The following is a 20,448-nucleotide window of genomic DNA, read 5'->3' on the forward strand; positions in this document are numbered from 1 at the left end:
CCACATAAAGGGGCTTACAGGCCAATAAATCTGCCGGTTGAAAAAAGCTATTCAAAAGCCACCTTTCAGTTTTAAATTTAAGCATTTATTTATGTTCTCTTAATACTGATTTTATGCTTAAAACCGGGCATTTATGCTTATGATACGTTTTTCAATGAATAGTCGTCAAATTAGACTAATTTGTCGTTTATTTAATCAGACAATGACATTTATCATTTAACTTCGTGAATTATAGCGTTGAAATTCAGTTGGGCATATTAATATAATCCATAACCTTTTACATACGCTAGCCGTTTATTAAATACTTATACCTTTTATTTACTAACTCTCTCTAAAAAGAAAAATCTTAAAATGCGTTCTATGCGTACCATACTTACCATTGTTGCAATTATTGTAGTTTTAGTGCTAGGCAAAATTTTCTTATTCAGCAAACCTGATGATAAAATGGCCGGGGGGCCCGGTGGTGGCGGTGGCGCCGGCAAAGGGGGTGACAAAGGAGGTGCCAAAGGCCCCGGTGGTGGTGGCCCTGCAACAGCCGTAAATATTTTTGTAACAGGTTTTGCACAGCTTGACAACGCCGTTACGTCGCCGGGTACGGTGTTTCCAAACGAAGAAGTACAGCTAATGCCCGAGGCATCTGGCAGAATCGTTTCTCTTACCATTAAAGAAGGTGGCCGCGTTGCCGCAGGGCAAACAATTGCCAAAATAAGAGATAACGACTTACAGGCACAGTTGAAGAAACTAAACTACCAGATTGAGCTGGCTAAACAAACCGATGCCCGCCAGAAAAAATTACTTGAAATTAATGCGATCAGCCGCGAGGAGTATGAAATTACTTCTAACACCTTGAATACCCTTGCTGCCGATAAGGAATTTATAGAAACCAGCCTGGACAAAACAGTTCTTAAAGCCCCGTTTGCAGGTAAAATAAGTTTCAAAAATGTCAGCCTTGGTGCTTATGTAACGCCAAGTATCAGCCTTGCCACACTGGTACAGACCAATCCGGTAAAAATTGATTTTGCTGTTCCTGAAAAATACTCAACTCAGTTAAGGCTAGGCTCAGCGGTTAAGTTTGAAGTAGAAGGGCAAAGCCAGATTTACACTGCCACTATTAATGCCATTGACCCTAAAATTGACCCGAACCTGCGCACGCTGAAAGTTAGAGCCATTGCTCAGAACCCTAATGACAGACTTATACCCGGTATGTTTGTAAAAGTAACCGTAGACCTTGATATATCGCAAGCAATTATGGTTCCAACAGAAGCCATCATTCCTATTCTGAAAGGTAAAAAGGTATATGTAATGCAAGATGGGAAAGTGACCGAAAAAATGGTTGAAACAGGCTTGCGTACCGACAAAAGTATTCAGATTACGAGCGGACTGGTACCCGGAGACTCGCTGATTGTGAGTGGTATAATGGCATTGAAAAAAGATGCTCCTGTAAAAGTAAAACAGGTTGTAAAATAAGGTTTTTAGCATTGAATTGAAATTCGTAAAAATATGTCTATATCAACCATATCCATTAAACGCCCGGTTTTAGCCATAGTGATGAACCTCATCATTATCTTATTTGGTGTTATTGGTTATACTTATCTGGGTGTACGTGAGTACCCGTCTATTGACCCGCCGGTGGTGTCGGTCAGAACTGCCTATGCCGGAGCCAATGCAGATATCATTGAGTCTCAGATTACCGAACCCCTTGAAAAAGCGCTGAACAGCGTTGAGGGTATCAAATCTATCAGCTCTTCTTCAAACGTCGGCTCAAGCCAGATTACGGTTGAGTTTGAGCTTGGCGTAGACATGGAACGTGCTGCCAACGACGTACGCGACAAGGTATCGGGTGCTGTGCGCCAGTTACCACAAGATATTGATGCCCCTCCGGTTGTATCTAAAGCCGATGCCAACTCAGACCCTATCATGAGTATGTTGCTTCAGAGTGAAGCCCGTACCCACCTGGAGGTGAGTGACATGGCCGAAAACGTGGTAGCTCAACGTCTGCAAACTATTCAAGGTGTTAGCTCGGTAATGATATGGGGGCAGAAAAAATATGCCATGCGCCTTTGGATGGACCCAACCCGTATGGCGTCGCAGGGTGTAACCACCCAGGATGTAAAGCAGGCGCTTGACCGCGAAAACGTAGAGCTGCCTAGCGGTAAGCTGGCAGGTGACAACACCGAACTAACCGTAAAAACAGTTGGACGTTTTAAAAACGAAACTGACTTTGAAAATCTGATTGTAAAAACAATTGGCGATAAAATCATCCGCTTTAAAGATATTGGCACCATTCAGCTTGGGCCGGAGAACGAAGAAACGATTCTTCGCCTCAACGGAATCCCGATGATTGGTCTGGCTATTGTCCCTCAGCCGGGTTCTAACTACCTGGAGATTTCAAAAGAAATCAAGAAAAGAGTAGAGGAAATTAAGCGCGACCTGCCCAAAGATTATAAAATGGACGTATTGCTTGACAATACCGTTTTCATAGAAAACTCGGTGGAAGAGGTAGGCGAAACCCTGATTATTGCCATTGTGCTGGTTGTGATTATCATTTTCCTTTTCTTCCGCGACTGGATTATTGCCGTAAGACCATTGATAGACATACCTGTTTCATTGATAGGTACATTCTTCGTGATGTATCTGCTGGGTTACTCGGTTAATGTGCTAACGCTACTGGCTATCGTACTGGCAACCGGTCTTGTGGTTGACGACGGTATAGTTGTAACTGAAAACATCTATAAGAAGATTGAAGAAGGCATGAAACCCATTGAGGCCGCCATTAAGGGGTCTAATGAAATCATATTTGCCGTTATCTCTACTTCCATTACGCTTGCGTCGGTATTCTTACCGGTTATTTTCATGCAGGGTTTTGTAGGTAAGCTGTTCCGTGAATTTGGTATTGTGCTTGCCTCGGCGGTTCTGATATCCGCCTTTGTGTCTTTGACACTTACCCCGATGCTTAATGCTTATCTGGTAAGAAAAGACCACAAACGCTCGTGGTTTTATGAAAAAACAGAGCCGTTTTTTGAGAACATGATTAACAGTTATCGTGAACGCCTGAAAGGCTTTATGAAAATGCGTTGGCTGGCTGTGCCTATTCTGTTCGCAACGATGGGGATTATCTGGTTCTTCGGCAAAGACATTCAGCAGGAGTTGGCGCCACTTGACGACCGCAACTGGTTCCGTATTTCTGCCACAGCCCCCGAAGGCTCTTCTTTTGAATACATGGACAACTACATGTTGAAAATGGGTAAAATGTTGCAGGATTCTATTCCGGAAGCCAAAGGTATCATGACCATCACAGCACCCGGCTTTTCGGGTTCGGGTTCACCTAATACAGGTATGGTACGCGTGGCATTGAAAGACAAAAAAGACAGGAAACGCTCGCAGCAGGAAATAGTAGATTTTGTAACCAAAAAGCTGAAAGGTATGCCTGATGCCCGGTCTTTTGCTATTCAGCAACAAACCATTTCGGTTGATGCCCGCGGAGGGTTGCCGGTGCAATATGTAATTCAGGCGCCTGATTTTGGGAAACTGCGCGAATACATGCCTAAGTTTATGGATGAGGTATCTAAAGACCCTACGTTTGTGGTGTCTGACATGAACCTGAAATTTAATAAACCAGAGCTGGAAGTAACCATTGACCGCGAGAAAGCCAAAAGCATGGGTATTTCGGTATCTGATGTGGCGCAAAATATGCAATTGTCTTTTGCAGGGCAGCGTTTCGGGTACTTTACCATGAACGGCCGCCAGTATCAGGTTATTGGTCAGTTTGACCGCGCCAATCGTGACGAACCTCTTGATTTGAAGAGTACTTTCGTAAAGAATAATCTGGGTGAAATGATTCAGCTGGATAACATCATAAAAACTGAAGAGCAAAGCAGCCCGCCACAATTATACCACTTTAACCGGTATATGAGCGCCACGGTTTCTGCGGGTCTTGCGCCTGGTAAAACCATCGGTGACGGTATTAAAGCAATGGATGCCATCAGAGACCGTCTGAATGATGAGTCAATCAGAACGGCGCTTTCAGGTTCATCGCGCGACTTCGCCGAAAGTTCATCCAATACATTATATACTTTCATTCTTGCGCTTGTTTTGGTTTATCTGATTCTGGCTGCCCAGTTTGAAAGTTTCGTTGACCCTTTCATTATTATGCTTACCGTACCACTTGCCGTGGCCGGTGCAATGTTCTCTTTATGGTATTTTAACCAGACATTGAATATTTTCAGCCAGATTGGTATGATTATGCTCATAGGTCTTGTAACCAAGAACGGTATCCTGATTGTAGAATTTGCCAATCAGCTACGCGAAAAGGGCATGGGCATAAAAGAAGCAGTTATTGAAGCAGCGGCCATGCGTTTCCGCCCTATTCTGATGACCACCTTCGCCACCGTGCTGGGCGCTGCACCAATTGCATTTGCATTGGGCGCAGCCGGTAGAAGCCGGATGTCGATGGGTATTGTTATTATGGGTGGTTTGTTGTTCTCGCTGGTTCTTACTTTATATGTAATTCCGGCCATCTATTCATTCTTGTCGCGTTCTAAAAACTACGAACGCATGAAACAGATTGAAAAAATCGCCTACGATTCTGAACATGAAGTAGCCTGATATTAGCCGGGGGTAAGCCCCCCGGCTAAGTATTTTCAACTATAAAGATTCAATTGCCTAATTTATTAATGAATGGCTAAAGCCAGCATTAAATTTCAGAAGCATCATTACTATAGTTTCATTAGCCAATACTTAACCTGAACCAATGAAACTCAGATAAAATATAACAACGTGAAAAATTTTATTATTCTTCTATTATTCGTTGCCCAATCATCAATTGCACAGGAAGTACTGACACTGGAAAACGCCGTAAGCCTGGCGCTGGAAAAAAACTTTGATGTTAAAATTGCAGCTTTACAACAAAAAGCAGCAGAAACACAGGTTTTTAAAGGCAATGCAGGTATGCTACCCAGAGTAGACCTAAACACCAATGCAGGTACTGCCTTTAACGAAGTTAAACAGAAACTGGCCAACGGTAGTGAAACCAACCGTTTTGGTACCAACCTTACGCCTTCTGCCAACGTGGCCTTTACATGGACACTTTATGACGGCAAACGCATGTATGCCATCTATGACCGGCTGAAGAACCAGAACCAGTTAAGCCAGATTCAGACGCGCATTGCCATGGAAAACACAATGGCTAATGTAATGGCAGCTTATTATGAAATAATGCGCCAGAAACAAACGGTGCGTTTTCTTGAAACTATTATTAAGTATTATGAAGAGCGCCTGAACATTACACAGCAACGCTGGGAATTCGGTAAGGGTTCTAAACTGGATTATCTGCAGTCTAAAACTGATATAGGCACACAGACCAGCTTGTTAATACAGGCTAAAACAGACATGAGAAATGCGAAGGTTGCTCTGAACAACCTGCTGGCCAGAGACCCAAACCTGAACTTTGACGTGCAGGAGGTTGTAGAACTTACTTTTGACCCTTCGCAGGAAGAACTCAGAAGCAGAGCCCGTACTGCCAATAAAAACTTGCAGGCTTTGAGAAAATCAACAGATATTACTATCATCCAGCAAAGAGAGGCAGAATCGTTCAAGTTACCCCGCGTAACGCTTAACTCGTCTCTGGGATACTCACTGAGCAAAACCAATGCAGGTTTATTTTTGTATAACCAGAACTACGGTTTAAATACCGGTATAGGCTTAACCTGGAATATTTTCAACGGTCAGATTGTCCGCCGGCAGATACAGACAGCCAAGATTAATACAGAAATTGCCAAAACACAGGAACAGGATTGGATAGTGCAAATGGAAAACGATTTAATAAGAGCCTATAATCAATACCAGACTGACAAGGAGATTCTGAAACTGGAAGAAGAGTATAATCAGGTGGCTGATGAAAACATGAAAATATCGTTGGAGAAATTTAAATTGGGGGGCTCAACCATTCTTGAAATAAACGAAGCTCAACGCAGCCTGAATACCTCTTTAAACCGCCTTACCAATGCCCGGTTTAACATCAAGATTTCTGAACTGCAACTGTTGCGCCTGAGTGGTGAACTGGTAAAGTAAACCAGAAACAGAACGTAATACCCTGAAACAATAAAACCTGCAATCTTACGATTCGCAGGTTTTATTGTTTTATAAGGTCTGATTGTTTCTAATTCAGATACCTGGTCTCCTGAGGCCTGAAGAACGGAATATCATTCCGTTCTACGTTAAACCGCCTTAGTTTTACCCGGCATCGGAATCGGATACCAACCATCTTTGTCTGGCAAAACTTTAGGTAGCGTATCCCAGGTATATTTATCAGGCATCAGATTAATTTCAGAGTTAAGGGCTTCTTCCCATTTCACTCGTTTACCTGAATAACTGGCCATGCGACCCATAATAGCTGTCATTGTACTTTTTGCACCGTTTTCGGCGTCGTTCAAAGGCTTGTTGTTCACAATGGCATCAAATAAAACATCGTGTTCTACCTGGTACGGGTTTTTATCACCATCGCCTTTGTGTCTCCAGATACTGTTACCTTTCAGGTCATAAATTCTACCCTCAGTAGCACGGCCTTTGGTACCAATCAGGTGCTCCGAAACGTCAGAAACCGTACCCGGCTGGTGGCGGCAATAGCTGTTCAGTATCATGCCGTCGGCATATTTAAATTCTATTGCGTGGTGGTCATATATTTCACCGAATTTTTTATCGGTTCTTACCTGGCGTCCGCCCATACCTAATGCTTCGGTAGGGTACCCACCTTTAAACCAGTTGATAACGTCAATGTTATGGATGTGCTGCTCATTGATGTGGTCGCCGCAAAGCCATACAAAATAGTACCAGTTACGCATCTGGTATTCCATCTCTGTCTGGCCGGGTTGGCGCTCATTTACCCACACGCCATCGTTATTCCAGTAACAACGGGCAGAAACGATATCGCCTATGGCACCTTCTGTGATAACTTTGTTGTAAGTCTCAAGATATGATTTCTGATAGTGACGTTGCAAACCAACCACTACTTTCAGGTTCTTCTTTTTCGACTCTTCGGCCGCTGCCAACACACGGCGGATACCAGGGGCATCAGTTGCCACAGGTTTTTCCATAAAAACGTGCTTGCCCTGGCGCACCGCCTCTTCAAAATGAATTGGACGGAAACCCGGAGGGGTTGTCAACAATACTACGTCTGCCAATGCAATGGCTTGTTTGTAACCATCAAAACCTGTAAACTTACGGTCTTCAGGTACATCAATCTTACTTTTTACACCTTTTCCGGGTTCTTTTTCGGTTGTAAGGTTTTTATAGCATGAGTCTATTCTATCACGGAAGGCATCGGCCATTGCTACCAGTTTCACATTTTGCTTAACAGAGAGTGCCTGCATGGCCGCACCTGTTCCACGTCCGCCACAACCAATCAAAGCAATTTTGATGGTATCATCAACAGAAGAGTTGGCTGCTGACTCAAATGGAAGACTGGTAACAGACAATCCACCTGCTACTACAGCAGACGCCTTTACAAAATCCCGGCGAGAAAAGTTTGTGTTCATTTGTTTGAGAGGTTATACGAGTTGATATTTTTCAGAAAACAAATTTATCTTATTTCCTGAAATTTTCATGTTTTTTTTTGGAAAATGTCAAGCCGCTGATTCTTAATTACTTGAAAATCAATTTAATTATCGATAATTTTGATTATAACTTACAACAGCATAGGTCATTATAAATGAAGCATTTCAGCATAATGAAACCTTTATTTACTAACGGTTTAACCAATGACCGGCAAAAATAAGGGACAAAACCGCCGGATTTCGGAATACAAGCCATGGAAAGCATGGCATGACCATCAATAAAAAACTAATTGCTGAATACCCGGCAGCCGGGCAATATACCTGAACATACTGATGATGATTCGTGAATTTCTGATAAGAAATAAACAAACGGTAATGTATGGCGTAAGCCTGGCCATACTACTGTTTCTGCTGAAATGGCTAGAGCTGCGGTTCATACTTTTTAGTCACTCAATGGAAATTTACATTGGCTCCATTGCCCTTTTATTTACCGGCCTGGGCATTTGGCTGGCATTAAAACTGATGTCTCCTAAAGTAGAAGTTAAGATTGTAGAGCAATTGATTGAAAAGCCGGTAACAAAACAAAACAACGATGAATTTGAGTTGAATGAAGCATTGCTACTTGATTTAGGCTTGAGTAAAAGGGAACTGGAAGTATTGGAATTGATGGCCAGCGGGCTAAGCAATCAGGAAATTGCCGGCAAACTGTTTGTTTCGCTCAATACGGTAAAAACGCATACATCAAACGTCTTTGAAAAACTGGATGTAAAAAGGCGCACCCAAGCCATAGAAAAAGCCAGGCGACTGAGCCTTATTGCCTGATTATGCTCATACTTTGGTATGAAAAATCAGGTCGAGAGTCAAAATCACCCAAAAGTATGAGCCCAAATTGATTTTTTGATGCCAGTTTTACGACCTAAATAAAACAAAATACTATGAAAAGAATTGTACTTGTAAGTGGACTCATAGCAGGGCTAATTGTGTCTACATTTATGGTTTGTTCAACTGCATATTGCTATGCCACACAACAGTTTGAGGGCAGTATCTGGGTGGGGTATGCCTCTATGTTATTGGCTTTCTCGCTGGTTTTTGTGGGCATAAAAAACTACCGCGACAAACACAAAAACGGTGTTATCAGTTTTGGGCAGGCCTTTAAAGTGGGTTTGTTGATTAGCCTGGTTGCTTCTACGGTTTACGTGGTAGTCTGGACGATTGACTACTATGTGTTTGTACCTGATTTTATGGAGGTTTATTCTACCCGCATGATAGAAAAGGCAAAGGCCAGCGGAGAAACAGCAGCTAATATACAGGAAGAAATAGCCATGATACAGCAATCGGCAGGCATTTATAAATCGCCCCTGGGGGTTATTGCTTTTACTTATTTTGAGATACTACCTGTGGGCTTGTTGGTAACACTCATTAGCGCATTGATACTAAAAAGAAAACAAGCAGTGGCGGGGTGATAATTGAGTGATTGAGCGGGTGGTGTTCTGCTGAATGAGTGATTGAGTGATTGAGTGATTGAGTGATTGAGTGATTGAGTGATTGAGTGATTGAGTGATTGAGTGATAAATTTAACTCAATCAGTTGATTTCATACCTGATTAGCATAAAAAAATGGTGAATGCCGATAATTTTTATCAAGGCATTCACCATTTAATTTTATAGCAATTCGTATGTGCTAACTCGCCAACTGTTAATTTGCAACTCAGCCAATCACTCATTCACTAATTCAGCGGAACACCGCCCGCTCATTCACCTGTTTTCCTCGGTTTTTCAAAAAGTGCTTGGATTTTTGCAGGAAATATTTTTAATTAACTGACTAGCAAGCATTTATGATTAGTTGTATTTTTTATTTGGGTGACCCAGCGAGGAAAACAGGAAAAATGGTGAATGCCGATAATTTTTATCAAGGCATTCACCATTTAATTTTATAGCTATTCGTATGTGCTAACTCGCCATCTGTTAATTTGCAACTCAGCCAATCACTCATTCACTAATTCAGCGGAACACCGCCCGCTCATTCAATAATTCACTCATTCACTAATTCACTCATTCACTAATTCACTCATTCACTAATTCACTCATTCACTAATTCACTCATTCACTAATTCACTAATTCACTAAATGCCCCATTCCCAAATCAAGGTATATCCTTAGGAGGGCGGGCAAAGTATGCTTCTATTTCTTCTTTAGATGGTTGTTTTACGGGTCTTACTACCCTGAAACCCAGAAAAGGTGCATCGGTCAACCACCAGTCAGACTTAGGAATCTGAGGGTCACGTTGTTTCAGTTCAGGAGTTGACGTTTTGCGAGCAGCGCTACGGAGTTTGTCGGCGTCGTCGTCCCAGTGTCCGCCACGAATCACGTGCGGATAATGCTTCGTTGGTTTTACATAAGGGTTATTAGCAGCCTCAGGTTTACCGTAGAAGTCGGCCACATACAAGTCAGATGTCCACTCGGCCACGTTGCCATACATATCATACAAGCCCCAGGCATTTGGTTTTTTCTGACCAGATTTTTTATAAGCGCCATCTGAGTTATCAAAAAACCAGCCATAGTCTTTCAGCTGAGAGGCGTCATCGCCAAAATAATAAGCAGTCTTGCTACCGGCACGGGCGGCGTACTCCCACTCTGCTTCTGTCGGAAGGCGATAAAAATGCCCGGTTTTGGCGTATAGCCACTTACAGAAAGCTCTGGCAGCAAACTGTGTAACATTACAAACCGGAAAACCACTTTCTTTTCCTTGACCGAACGACATCTCTACATAAGGTTGTGTCGGGCGGGCAACTACCCCTACTCTGCTTTGCACTTCGGGTGTGTTTTTAGTATCGGCCACCTCCAGTTCTTTGTTAAAGAAGGTTTCGTACATTTCCCAACTGGTTTCAAATTTAGCCATCCAGAAGGCATCAATCTTTACAGTGTGTTGAGGGCCTTCATCTGGTTTGCGGTCTTTTTCGGTAGCAGGGCTGCCCATTGTAAATTCGCCTGCCGGAACGGGTACCATGTCGAGCCCATGAGAAAGCCCCGGAATATGCTCAGTGTAAGGTTTGAAATCATCACTGCGGAAACCGGAAAAAGCCAGTAAAGTTGCGCTGAGAATTATGGATATTTTTTTCACTTAGGTTGAATTTTTAATTTCACAAATATACTTACAGCATCTGTTCTATTGCAAAAATCACGATTTCAGAATACTTATTCTTTATAAAATACACGTTTTACGCGTTCGCTCACACCAGTCAGAATCTCATAGGGTATCGTTCCTATTGAGGCCGCCAGCTCATGTATCGGCAGGTCTTTACCAAATATTATCACCTCGTCTCCCTCTTCACAACTGGCTTCTGTTACGTCTACCATGGTCATGTCCATACAAACATTACCAATTACGGGGCATCGTGTGCCATTAACCAGTACATAGCCTACACCCTTACTGAAACCGCGGTCGAACCCATCGGCATAGCCAATGGCAATAGTAGCAATGCGGGAGTCTTTATCAAGTACACCTTTACGGCTATAACCAATGGTTTCTCCTTTTTTGAGGTGTTTAATCTGCGATATAATGGTTTTAAGTGTTCCAACGGTCTGCAAAGATTTTTGCTCGGTTCCGGTAGCTTCTACACCGTAAAGACCTATACCCAGGCGTACCATATCAAAACGGGCCTCCGGAAAACGGATAATACCCGCCGAATTGCAGATGTGTCGTAATGGTGGTGTTTCACCCGCAGGCAGGGCCTGTATTATTTTATCAGACATCCGTTGAAAGCGGTCTATCTGAGACTTTGAAAAATCATTATGTTCGGCTTCGTCGGCCCCCACCAGATGGCTGAATATAGATGCAATCTTAACAGAAGGATTCGATTTGAGCTGCTCAATCAGGGTATCGATATCCTGTTCCTCAAACCCAAGCCGATGCATTCCGGTGTCTAGTTTAATATGAATTCTGAATGTGGTATCAGGATATGAACGGGCAAAATCAATAAACCGTCGGAAGATTGAAAAACTGTAAATCTCAGGCTCCAGATTATATTCTTTCAACTTACTGAAAGTTTCGGGCTGAGAATTAAGCACCATTACAGGCAGTTTTATGCCATTCTGCCGCAAAACCACTCCCTCGTCAGGATACGCCACCCCCAGGTAATCTACCCGGTGGTATTCAAGCAGGCTGGCTACTTCGGCGCTACCGCTTCCATAGGCATAGGCTTTTACCATTACCATTATTCTGGTGTTGTTTCCGGCTTTGCTTCGGTAAAAATTAAGATTATTGGTAAGGGCATCCAGATTAATTTCAAATACTGTACCATGCACTTTTTGTATGAGCCTGTCAACGATTTTCTCAAATGCAAACTTTCTGGCACCTTTTACCAGAATAAGGCTGTCTTGCAGTTGGTTAATCGGGTATTGTTTCAGAAACGCTTCGGTTGACGGGTAGAAAACCCCGTCATCAAAAAAATGCTGGTTTCTTGAAATGTCTTCTCCTATACCCACCAGGTGGTCAATGCCTTTGCCTTTTACCAAATCGGCAATACTCTTATACAATTCGGTTTCTTTAAGGCCAGACTGCAGTAAATCGCTGATTATTAACACCTTGTTTCTTTTGGTGTGGTGTTGGCTCATAAAATTGAGCGCCATGTTCAGGCCTGCGTAGTCGTTATTATAGGTATCGTCTATCAGGTAGCAGTCATTAATGCCCTGTTTCAGTTCCAGACGCATGGCTACCTGCTTCAGATTCATCAGGGCGTCGGCCATCACGCCTGAATCCTGCCCTTTGGGGGTCAGCAGCAGGCGCGCAAAAACACAATGGGTAGCATTTTCTATTGAGGCATCATCGGTAAACGGAATCCTGAATTCATATTCTTCGGCATTCCAGTTGATACACAGTGTTGTATAATGTGAGGCCTTGCTGTAAGTAACATTTATGGGGTTCTCCTGGCTCTTAGACCAGCCAATCAGCTGTATACCCGGATTAACCGCTTTCAGCAATAGTTTTATTTCTTCATCTATTTCTTCGTAGTCTTTACAATAGATAAGCGTTTGGCTCTTTTTAAACAAACGCAGCTTTTCGGTAACTTTTTGCTTGCGGCTTCTGAATCCCTCATCGTGTGCCGAGCCAATATTGGTAAAAATGCCAATGGTTGGGCTAATGATTGGCTCAAGGTTTTCCATTTCTCCTGATTTGGAAATCCCTGCTTCAAAAATCCCCAGTGTGTGGCTTTCATTCATTTGCCACACAGATAAACCAACGCCTATCTGCGAATTATAGCTTCGCGGACTTTTGATGATGGCGTAATCGCGGGCCAGCAGGTTACTCAGCCATTCTTTTACAATGGTTTTGCCATTACTGCCCGTAATGCCAATAACCGGAATGCTGAATTTCTTTCGGTGCGCGGCAGCAAGGTTTTGCAAAGCTTTTATGCCGTTTTCAACCATCCAGAATTTCCCGTCCGGAAAGCGGACAAGTAAATCAGCAGGCGCTGCTTTTTTTTCAACTACAAACTCCCGGACACCCTTCCGGTACAGTTCTTCAATAAAAGCGTGGCCGTCATGCCTTTCTCCTTTAATAGCAAAAAAAATACTTTGCTGTGGTTGAGAAACAAAACGGCTATCGGTAAGCAAAACAGTAGCCCCTGTCAATATGGGTTCAGAAAAGAAGTTCACGGGTATAAACAAAAAAAATGCTGAAGAAAAACAGATACTCTATAAAGACGGCACCAGTTCAAGATTAACCGTACTGTTAGAGGATATTAACTGATTATTAGTGGCTTGCAGTATCAGTTTGGTATTGGCAAGCTGTATTACTTTAAAATCGCCACCGAAACCGGTAATCTGAATCTCCATTATCGTATTATTGCTTTTAAGATACCAGGTGCCTGCATTTTTTATTTGCTTTGATACTCTGTCGCGTCCGCGGGTTACGTTGTCTTCCCGGAACTCAAATTCAAGATCAAAAATGGCCTGTGCCTGAGAATTCAGCTCGTTGTTACCCAAGGTTTTTCCGTTTACGTCGGTGTAACGGTCAAGTTTCCAGTAATTGGCCGACAGTATCTTTACCGAAGCAGTGGCAGGATTATTGCCGTCGCTTTTGCAGGCTACCGCAAAAACTGACAACATTAGTATAAAAAGTAGTTTTTTCATGTGAGTTTACCGTGAGGAAAATAAATTATGGCTGCAAAATTAGTATTTCAGCCTAGAGTAAACGTAGAACGGCGTGTTTTTATTCAAGGTTATACGGTAAAAAATCATTTACCTTGGCCCCGTACTTATGTAGCTCTCTTACAATGGTTGAACTGATAGGTGCCAGTTCTGGCGATGTAATGAGAAATACGGTTTCCAAATCATCTATCAGATGGCGGTTTACCTGCGATATCGTGTTTTCGTATTCAAAATCGGTGGTGTTTCTAAGCCCCCTCAAAAGAAAATTAGCACCCAGGTTACGGGCTACATTGGCGGTCAGGTCATCATAAGTAATTATTCTTACTCCGTCGGTTCCTTTAAATGCCTCTCTGATTTTCTGCACCATTAATTCTAAAGGGAAATAGCGATTTTTCTGGGTATTGGTGCCTATACCTATTATTACCTCATCAAACAGTTTAAGCCCTCTTAAAACAATATCAGCATGGCCTTTGGTGAAGGGGTCAAATGAACCGGGGAATAACGCTATTTTTTTCATGTATAACCAGGGTTAATTAGAATGGGTGAGAAAGCCAGCCAGAATTACTGTTTGCCTTTTTAAACAATAAAGTTAAACCTCAAAAATTTAAGGAAAGGCAAAGTTGACTGAATATTTTAAAACTTTTAATATTTCAGCCGTAAATCTGCAAAACTAAAGGCTTTTCTGATGCCTATTATTTACCTGTTATATCTATTTGCGCTTACATTTTCTCAACTCTCACAACAATAGACCTGCTGAAATCGGGCAGAATTGTTGCATTGTTTTTTATTTCGCCTTTGGTCCATTGTTGTTTCCAGGGGTCATAAAACTCTACTCTTACCACTCCGGATTCAAGTTTAAACTTCTGGCTTTTAACTACCCGCGGAGCCTTACCATTTACAAGCTCGGTCTGCCAGTTGTTTTCGCCATCTCTTATCCATACCAGGTCTTTGCCGGTACCCAGTAAACTATAAATCTTAAGTTGGTTTTCGCCATTGCTAAAGTAGGGTTTGGCATTTTCTTTTACGGGGTCAAATCCTTTTATGGCCTGGCTAAAACGGCCCAGATGATACCACAAGTTATTCTTGTCAACATAAAAATCCCAGTACCAGCTTTGCCCCGGAGCTGCCGAGCCCGAAAAGAACGGAGCAAAGAGTAAATCGTGGAACAAAATACCGTTTACGTCTTTATCAAACAATTTAGATGGCCCCGAATGGTTAGGCTCCACGGCACTTGTTTCGGCCAGAACAATTGGTTTATCAAGATTAAACGACCTTAAATCGTTAATGGCATCTGCAGCCAATTCATCCATTGGCCCTCTGCAAACCGCCAGTTCGGCCCCCAGGTCAAGGTACCGATGCACCTGAGCAATTGAATTATCCGGAATGGCCGAAAATGTTTTATAAATAGACCTTGCCCAAGAGGTACTCATGCTACCCATGCTTTGCATAACCAGATGGTTAGGTGCCAGTTTTTTAACACCCGGAAAAATCTCTTTCATCCAGGCCTCTACAGCCGGTGTAGGCACCCTGGTATGCTCCATTTCGTTCCACAGTTCCCAACCAAATATTATGGGTTTGTTGGCATACCGGTTTAGCCAGAATGCTGCCCGGTTGAGATACACCGCTCTGCCTTCTTTGCTATTAATGTAGTCGGGCATATCTTTAAATTTGCCACCGTTTTTAACAGCATAAAAGGGTTTGTCGAATGCAAGCGAGTAAACAAAGGGCGCCGGATACCCGGTTAAATCTCTGAAATGCTCAAAGCAAAGTTTTAATCTTATCTGGTATTTTTCGGCCAATGCTATAAGTTTATCAACCCGCTGGGCAATAACCGAATCGTAAACACCTATTTTTTTATTTTCAATTTCAAAAGCAGGCGCGCTAAGCCAGATTCTGGCAAAATTACCACCATACTTTGCTGTTTCCTGAAAATAGTGTTCGTATCTCTGCAAGATAACTTCTTCTTTGTCTTCCTGCCTGATAAATGAAGTATTGATACCGATAGGTATAAAGGTATCGCCATTGGTAAGCTGTAGGTATGCCTTGTTCTGAGGGCTTATACGTACATAACTTTCTGCTGCGGGTTTTACAACAGTGGTGTCTACAGGCGGTTTGGTTGTGACTACTTCAGGAGCACAACTCATCACAGACATAGAAAAGAATAATAAAACGGACGTAATCATGCGTTTGGGACTTCTGTTCTTCATTTAATAATAGGGCGTAAAGTACTATAAATAATAGTCAGATTGTAATTAAAAAACGATTTAAACGGTCAAAAGCATGGCTACATATTTATTATTCCAACTCCAGCCTGAACACCCATACCGATTTCGGTACTGAATGTTTGAAAAAGGAAATTTGAAATAACAGATTGGTGGATTATTTGCCGATAAAACAAATAAACAAAGGAGAAGCCTCTACAACTCAGGGTACCTGACTTACCCGGTTATAAAAACTATCCAGATGTTAATCTGGTGTTTATCAATCATATGAGAGTACACCCAATTTAACTTAGCGATTGTTGTGAATTAAATCAAAATCTTTTTTGAAGTGTTTTAAATAATTCGATTCGAAATTAACACACAGGCAGGTAATATAAAAATAATGAAGTAAATATCAACAAAAATTTAATCTGTCAGCGATTAACAAAACTACAGCTTTGGTTAGTAGAGATAATAAGAGCAAAAGAGGGTGTAATACCGGTGCTCGGGCATTTCTTCAAAATACTGGCTGAATTTTATTCTGGACGGGTTGGCAGCAAATTCAATATTTTTGAAAGTCTTGTTCAGAAGCACAAACCCCTCTGAAAAAGTGGTTATCTCGCCATAAAATCTAACGGGTACGTCGGCATCCAGTGTAAGCTCGTTCATAATAAACATAACGTAATAAACCATGTCCTGGGCAGTACGGTATTGAAGCCTGTTGCAGAAATGCAGTCGGGCATCTTGAAAATAAACCACCGATACGTAGTTTTCTTCAAAATACAAATGCAACCCTGTGTTGGTTTTATCTTTGATGCTCCCCTCTATCAGCGTACTCAGCAAAGGTTGTGGCGTTATTTTCTTGGCCGGATACATTTCTTTCAGCCAGTTAACCAACTCTTTTTCTACACTGAAAACATTAACAATACCCGAGTGGCCATGTTTAAATTCAAAAGCCTGCTCGAGTTCTGACAGATTTTTACCGGCAGCAAAATTAAGATATTTGGCCATGTCGTCTGGCTGATAAAGCTCATCCGGTATCAGGGTAAAGTGGTTAGTACTCACGGTAAGCCTGATGCTCTTCCAGTAATTGGCCGATAAAAACGGGTGGTTCTTGTAGATCTGCTTTACGGTAGCCAAAAGCTGGCTGTGCTTAAATAAAGAAAAAACGTGGTAGTCTTCCAGCCACATAACCACCTCATGAATTGTGTTATAAACTGCAAAACGGAAACGGTCATGCCCCGCCTCAATCAGCAAATGGCAGTCTGCTATCTGACTCACATCAAAGCGGTCGTCCTTAACCTCAAAGCTAGGCGAAATATTAGTTACAGTGGCCTCCAAATTATCTACCCTATTTTTATTATTCAAAACGGAATATCGCAATATTTTACCAGATAGGCAAAAACATCAGACACCCTGGTTATTTATCTTCCTGTAAAGCTCCTCCGAAACAAATTCTCTGTTTTTAACAGGCACCCACTTTACCTCTTTTATTACTTGTATGTGGTGGTCAGCCTCGGGGTCATGCCCTGTTTTTAAAGCTCCAGATACAACCTTTACTTCAAAATACAACTCAACACCATGCAAAGGGTAGTGGATAAACTCCGACACAAACAAAAATCGGCCTACACTTATTTCCAGTCCGGTTTCTTCCAAAAACTCACGCGCCAAAGCAATTGGCAGTTGCTCGCCGTCCTCAACCCCTCCACCGGGGGGCAGCCAAACGTCATTGTCGTTCACAATGCCTTTATGGCACACCAGCAATATCTGCTCATTTTCTATACATACCCCACAAACCCTGACACGAATCTGATGCCCGTAAAATTTTAAGGCTGCTTCCTGCGTTTTAATTGGCATTAGTAATTAGAAAGATTCTGCAAAGATATAGATTACTATCTTAGCGGACTTCAGAAAATATGAATGTTTTTTGAGGTATTTTCTAATAGATTCATAGCTACCTTTTTATGCACGGCATATATCTGCTTACTTTGCATAAAATAATGTGCTTCCGTAGATGAACCTTGCCCCAGATATTAAACCTTCAGAAAGGTTATTTAAAAAATTTCCTTTTACGCCAACACCCGGACAAGCCCGCTTGTTTGAGTTGATGGATGAGTTTATTCTGAGTGAGGATAAATACAGAGATGTATTTTTACTGAAAGGCTACGCCGGTACCGGTAAAACTACCTTTATTAACACACTTTTAAAAGTGTTGAAAGAGTTTGGCTATAAATCGGTACTGATGGCACCTACCGGCCGTGCCGCTAAAGTAATGGCAGGCTATGCTAAAAAAAGCGCTTTTACGATACACAAGAAAATATACCGGATGGTAGAGAACACCTATACTGGTGCACTGGTATTTGAGCGGGTAAAAAACAATAATGAAGGCACCGTTTATATTGTAGATGAGGCCTCTATGATATCAGACGAACGCGATTTTGGCACTAAAAGCCTGCTGCACGACCTGCTGGACTTTGTTTTTGAACAGGAAACCAACAAATTAATACTGATTGGTGATGAAGCCCAGCTGCCCCCCGTGAAAATGAACGTAAGCCCTGCCCTGAATGCCGACCACCTGAGGAACCACTACCACACAGAACTGACCGAACATTGCCTGACAGAAGTAATGCGGCAGGAGCAGCAGTCGGGCATATTGGCCAATGCGACGGCACTAAGAGATTTGCTTGATACTGAAAAACCGGCCATCAAATTAATAACCAGCAGGTTTAAAGATATATACAAAATGGGTAGCGACCGCCTGGAAGACGGCCTGCGATATGCCTATGGGAAGTATGGCCGAGAAAATACGACTATTATTACGAGGTCTAACAAAACAGCGGTGCAGTATAACCGATACATCAGAAACGCCATTAACTATGCCGATAGTGAAATTGAAAGCGGTGATATGCTGATGGTTGTACGCAATAATTATTCGGTTCTGAATGAAGATTCTAAAGCTGGTTTTATTGCCAACGGCGACTTTGTGGAAATAGTAAAGCTGCGTAAAGAGGAAGAAATACACGGTTTCAGGTTTATAAACGCTTCTCTAAGGTTGGTTGATTACCCCGATGAGCCCGAGTTTGATGCCAAACTGATACTGAACACGCTTTATTCTAACGCCCCTACCTTAACGCAGGAAGAAAACAAGGCCTTGTATGAAAGCGTGATGAAAGACTATTTCTGGGCGAAGTCGAAAAAAGAGCGACAGGAATTATTAAAAGCAGACCCTTACCTGAACGCCTTGCAGGTAAAATTTGCCTATGCCCTTACCTGTCATAAGTCGCAGGGTGGGCAATGGGATGCCGTTTTTATAGATCAGGGATACCTGCCCCCTGACACCGAAATCGACAATGACTATATCCGGTGGCTTTATACGGCAGTTACCCGCGGCGTAAAAGAGGTTTTTCTAATCAATTTCAATAAAGATTTTTTTGAGTAATCGTTCCAGGCTATGTCTAAGCATCATAAAAAACTCAACACTTATATTAACAAAAAAGCTTTTACTTCGCCCGGCACATTGGTTTACGTGGGCAAAGAAGTAGCCGAAAGCACCACTATTAAACTTGTAGAGTTTAATCAGGAGGTTTATAACGAAAAAACCACTAGAGTTTTAAATGATTGCCGCCCGTCTAAAAAAGAGAATCAGGTGGTTTGGCTGGATGTTGACGGTATACATGAAGTGCAGGTCATTGAGGCCATCGGCAAGCTTTATCATTTACATCCGCTTTTACTGGAAGACATCCTGAACACAGGCCAAAAACCAAAAATGGAGCATTTTGGCGACAACCACCTTTTTACTGTACTTAAAATGTTTCAGTTTAACACAGAGCTAAACATGATTGAGTCAGAACACGTGGCTCTGGTATTGGGAGAAAATTACGTAATCAGTTTTCAGGAGATCCATAAAGCTGATGTGTTTGCACCTATTTTCAGCCGCTTAAAAGCATCGATAGGCAAAACCCGCCGGGGAAAAGCCGACTACCTGTATTATTCGTGCTGCGACCTGGTAGTTGATAATTACTTTGTGGTGCTTGAAAAACTGGGCGAAAAACTGGAAGAACTTGAAATAAAAATTATTGATAAACCCCAAACCGACGACCAGAAACAATTGTACCTGCTGAAACAAGAGCTGATGACTGTCAGAAAGGCGGTTTTGCCCCTACGCGATATGTTCGGTACGCTTGTAAGAGAAGAGTCGCCTCTTATTCAGTCTGCTACCCATATTTATATAAGAGACCTCTACGATCATGTATTGCAGATACTGGATACGATTGAAACCTACCGCGAAATAGTTGAGAATATACAGAATATTTACCTGACCAGCCTGAGCAACAAAATGAATTCGGTTATGAAAACCCTTACGGTTTTCACGGCAATTTTTATGCCTTTGTCGTTTATAGCAGGTATTTACGGCATGAATTTCGACAACATGCCTGAGCTTAGGCACCCGTATGGTTATTTTTATACACTTGGGGGCATGGTTCTGATAACAGCTACGCTCTGGATTTATTTTAAGTGGAAAAAATATGTTTAATGCAACCCCAAAAG

The 20,448-nt window shown here is 42.2% G+C and carries 15 protein-coding genes; 7 read left to right on the forward strand and 8 right to left on the reverse strand.

All coding sequences use genetic code 11. The features are described 5' to 3' along the window. Positions 1-360 precede the first annotated feature (360 nt). From MB380_RS16530 to MB380_RS16540, 3 genes are all read left to right on the forward strand, one after another. Positions 361-1,467 carry an efflux RND transporter periplasmic adaptor subunit gene (locus MB380_RS16530; RefSeq protein ID WP_253527991.1) on the forward strand — a complete coding sequence of 369 codons (1,107 nt, stop codon included), beginning with the start codon at positions 361-363 and terminating at the stop codon, positions 1,465-1,467. Between the two features lie 33 nt (positions 1,468-1,500). Then, positions 1,501-4,605 carry an efflux RND transporter permease subunit gene (locus MB380_RS16535; RefSeq protein ID WP_253528005.1) on the forward strand — a complete coding sequence of 1,035 codons (3,105 nt, stop codon included), beginning with the start codon at positions 1,501-1,503 and terminating at the stop codon, positions 4,603-4,605. Positions 4,606-4,776: 171 nt separating this feature from the next. Then, complete coding sequence (locus MB380_RS16540; RefSeq protein WP_253528020.1) at positions 4,777-6,069, forward strand: TolC family protein; 1,293 nt, start codon at positions 4,777-4,779, stop codon at positions 6,067-6,069. A 146-nt stretch (positions 6,070-6,215) separates the two neighbouring features. Here the strand turns inward: MB380_RS16540 and MB380_RS16545 are convergent, their stop codons facing one another. Continuing rightward, the gene (locus MB380_RS16545) at positions 6,216-7,532 is read right to left on the reverse strand and encodes a Gfo/Idh/MocA family oxidoreductase (protein WP_253528036.1); all 1,317 of its coding nucleotides are present in this window, start codon (positions 7,530-7,532) and stop codon (positions 6,216-6,218) included. Positions 7,533-7,883: 351 nt separating this feature from the next. On the opposite strand from MB380_RS16545, the gene MB380_RS16550 reads away from it, so the two are divergent. Both MB380_RS16550 and MB380_RS16555 read left to right on the forward strand, forming a co-directional pair. After that, complete coding sequence (locus tag MB380_RS16550; RefSeq protein WP_253528040.1) at positions 7,884-8,372, forward strand: response regulator transcription factor; 489 nt, start codon at positions 7,884-7,886, stop codon at positions 8,370-8,372. 113 nt (positions 8,373-8,485) lie between these two features. Then, positions 8,486-9,013: a DUF4199 domain-containing protein gene (locus tag MB380_RS16555; RefSeq protein WP_253528068.1), complete on the forward strand. Its 528-nt coding sequence runs from the start codon at positions 8,486-8,488 to the stop codon at positions 9,011-9,013. 679 nt (positions 9,014-9,692) lie between these two features. On the opposite strand, the gene MB380_RS16560 is transcribed toward MB380_RS16555, so the two are convergent. The 7 genes from MB380_RS16560 to MB380_RS16590 form a co-directional block, all read right to left on the reverse strand. Continuing rightward, on the reverse strand, positions 9,693-10,670 hold the full coding sequence (locus MB380_RS16560) for an SUMF1/EgtB/PvdO family nonheme iron enzyme (RefSeq protein ID WP_253528071.1): 978 nt from the start codon (positions 10,668-10,670) through the stop codon (positions 9,693-9,695). Positions 10,671-10,744: 74 nt separating this feature from the next. Further along, positions 10,745-13,204: a bifunctional UDP-N-acetylmuramoyl-tripeptide:D-alanyl-D-alanine ligase/alanine racemase gene (locus MB380_RS16565; RefSeq protein ID WP_253528074.1), complete on the reverse strand. Its 2,460-nt coding sequence runs from the start codon at positions 13,202-13,204 to the stop codon at positions 10,745-10,747. 39 nt (positions 13,205-13,243) lie between these two features. Beyond that, complete coding sequence (locus MB380_RS16570; protein ID WP_253528077.1) at positions 13,244-13,681, reverse strand: hypothetical protein; 438 nt, start codon at positions 13,679-13,681, stop codon at positions 13,244-13,246. A 79-nt stretch (positions 13,682-13,760) separates the two neighbouring features. Beyond that, positions 13,761-14,216 carry a pantetheine-phosphate adenylyltransferase gene (coaD, locus tag MB380_RS16575; RefSeq protein WP_101725870.1) on the reverse strand — a complete coding sequence of 152 codons (456 nt, stop codon included), beginning with the start codon at positions 14,214-14,216 and terminating at the stop codon, positions 13,761-13,763. 202 nt (positions 14,217-14,418) lie between these two features. Further along, the gene (locus MB380_RS16580) at positions 14,419-15,906 is read right to left on the reverse strand and encodes a cellulase family glycosylhydrolase (RefSeq protein ID WP_253528080.1); all 1,488 of its coding nucleotides are present in this window, start codon (positions 15,904-15,906) and stop codon (positions 14,419-14,421) included. A 456-nt stretch (positions 15,907-16,362) separates the two neighbouring features. Continuing rightward, on the reverse strand, positions 16,363-17,241 hold the full coding sequence (locus MB380_RS16585) for a DUF3822 family protein (protein WP_253528083.1): 879 nt from the start codon (positions 17,239-17,241) through the stop codon (positions 16,363-16,365). A 66-nt stretch (positions 17,242-17,307) separates the two neighbouring features. Further along, positions 17,308-17,757 (reverse strand): NUDIX domain-containing protein, encoded by a 450-nt coding sequence (locus tag MB380_RS16590; protein WP_253528086.1) that lies wholly within the window; start codon positions 17,755-17,757, stop codon positions 17,308-17,310. Positions 17,758-17,914: 157 nt separating this feature from the next. Here MB380_RS16590 and MB380_RS16595 point away from each other — a divergent pair, with 157 nt between their 5' ends. Then, the gene (locus MB380_RS16595; protein WP_253528089.1) at positions 17,915-19,339 is read left to right on the forward strand and encodes an ATP-dependent RecD-like DNA helicase; all 1,425 of its coding nucleotides are present in this window, start codon (positions 17,915-17,917) and stop codon (positions 19,337-19,339) included. Positions 19,340-19,351: 12 nt separating this feature from the next. Next, on the forward strand, positions 19,352-20,434 hold the full coding sequence (corA, locus tag MB380_RS16600; RefSeq protein ID WP_253528092.1) for a magnesium/cobalt transporter CorA: 1,083 nt from the start codon (positions 19,352-19,354) through the stop codon (positions 20,432-20,434). Positions 20,435-20,448 lie beyond the last annotated feature (14 nt).

Source organism: Emticicia sp. 21SJ11W-3, assembly GCF_024138715.1.
Classification (GTDB): domain Bacteria; phylum Bacteroidota; class Bacteroidia; order Cytophagales; family Spirosomataceae; genus Emticicia; species Emticicia fluvialis.

Excerpts from the sequence above, each read along its gene's own strand:
- corA (WP_253528092.1), top strand. The coding sequence starts at position 19,352 with ATGTCTAAGCATCATAAAAAACTCAACACTTATATTAACAAAAAAGCT.
- MB380_RS16545 (WP_253528036.1), bottom strand. The coding sequence starts at position 7,532 with ATGAACACAAACTTTTCTCGCCGGGATTTTGTAAAGGCGTCTGCTGTA.
- coaD (WP_101725870.1), bottom strand. The coding sequence starts at position 14,216 with ATGAAAAAAATAGCGTTATTCCCCGGTTCATTTGACCCCTTCACCAAA.
- MB380_RS16580 (WP_253528080.1), bottom strand. The coding sequence starts at position 15,906 with ATGAAGAACAGAAGTCCCAAACGCATGATTACGTCCGTTTTATTATTC.
- MB380_RS16530 (WP_253527991.1), top strand. The coding sequence starts at position 361 with ATGCGTACCATACTTACCATTGTTGCAATTATTGTAGTTTTAGTGCTA.
- MB380_RS16570 (WP_253528077.1), bottom strand. The coding sequence starts at position 13,681 with ATGAAAAAACTACTTTTTATACTAATGTTGTCAGTTTTTGCGGTAGCC.
- MB380_RS16535 (WP_253528005.1), top strand. The coding sequence starts at position 1,501 with ATGTCTATATCAACCATATCCATTAAACGCCCGGTTTTAGCCATAGTG.
- MB380_RS16595 (WP_253528089.1), top strand. The coding sequence starts at position 17,915 with ATGAACCTTGCCCCAGATATTAAACCTTCAGAAAGGTTATTTAAAAAA.
- MB380_RS16555 (WP_253528068.1), top strand. The coding sequence starts at position 8,486 with ATGAAAAGAATTGTACTTGTAAGTGGACTCATAGCAGGGCTAATTGTG.
- MB380_RS16550 (WP_253528040.1), top strand. The coding sequence starts at position 7,884 with ATGATGATTCGTGAATTTCTGATAAGAAATAAACAAACGGTAATGTAT.
- MB380_RS16590 (WP_253528086.1), bottom strand. The coding sequence starts at position 17,757 with ATGCCAATTAAAACGCAGGAAGCAGCCTTAAAATTTTACGGGCATCAG.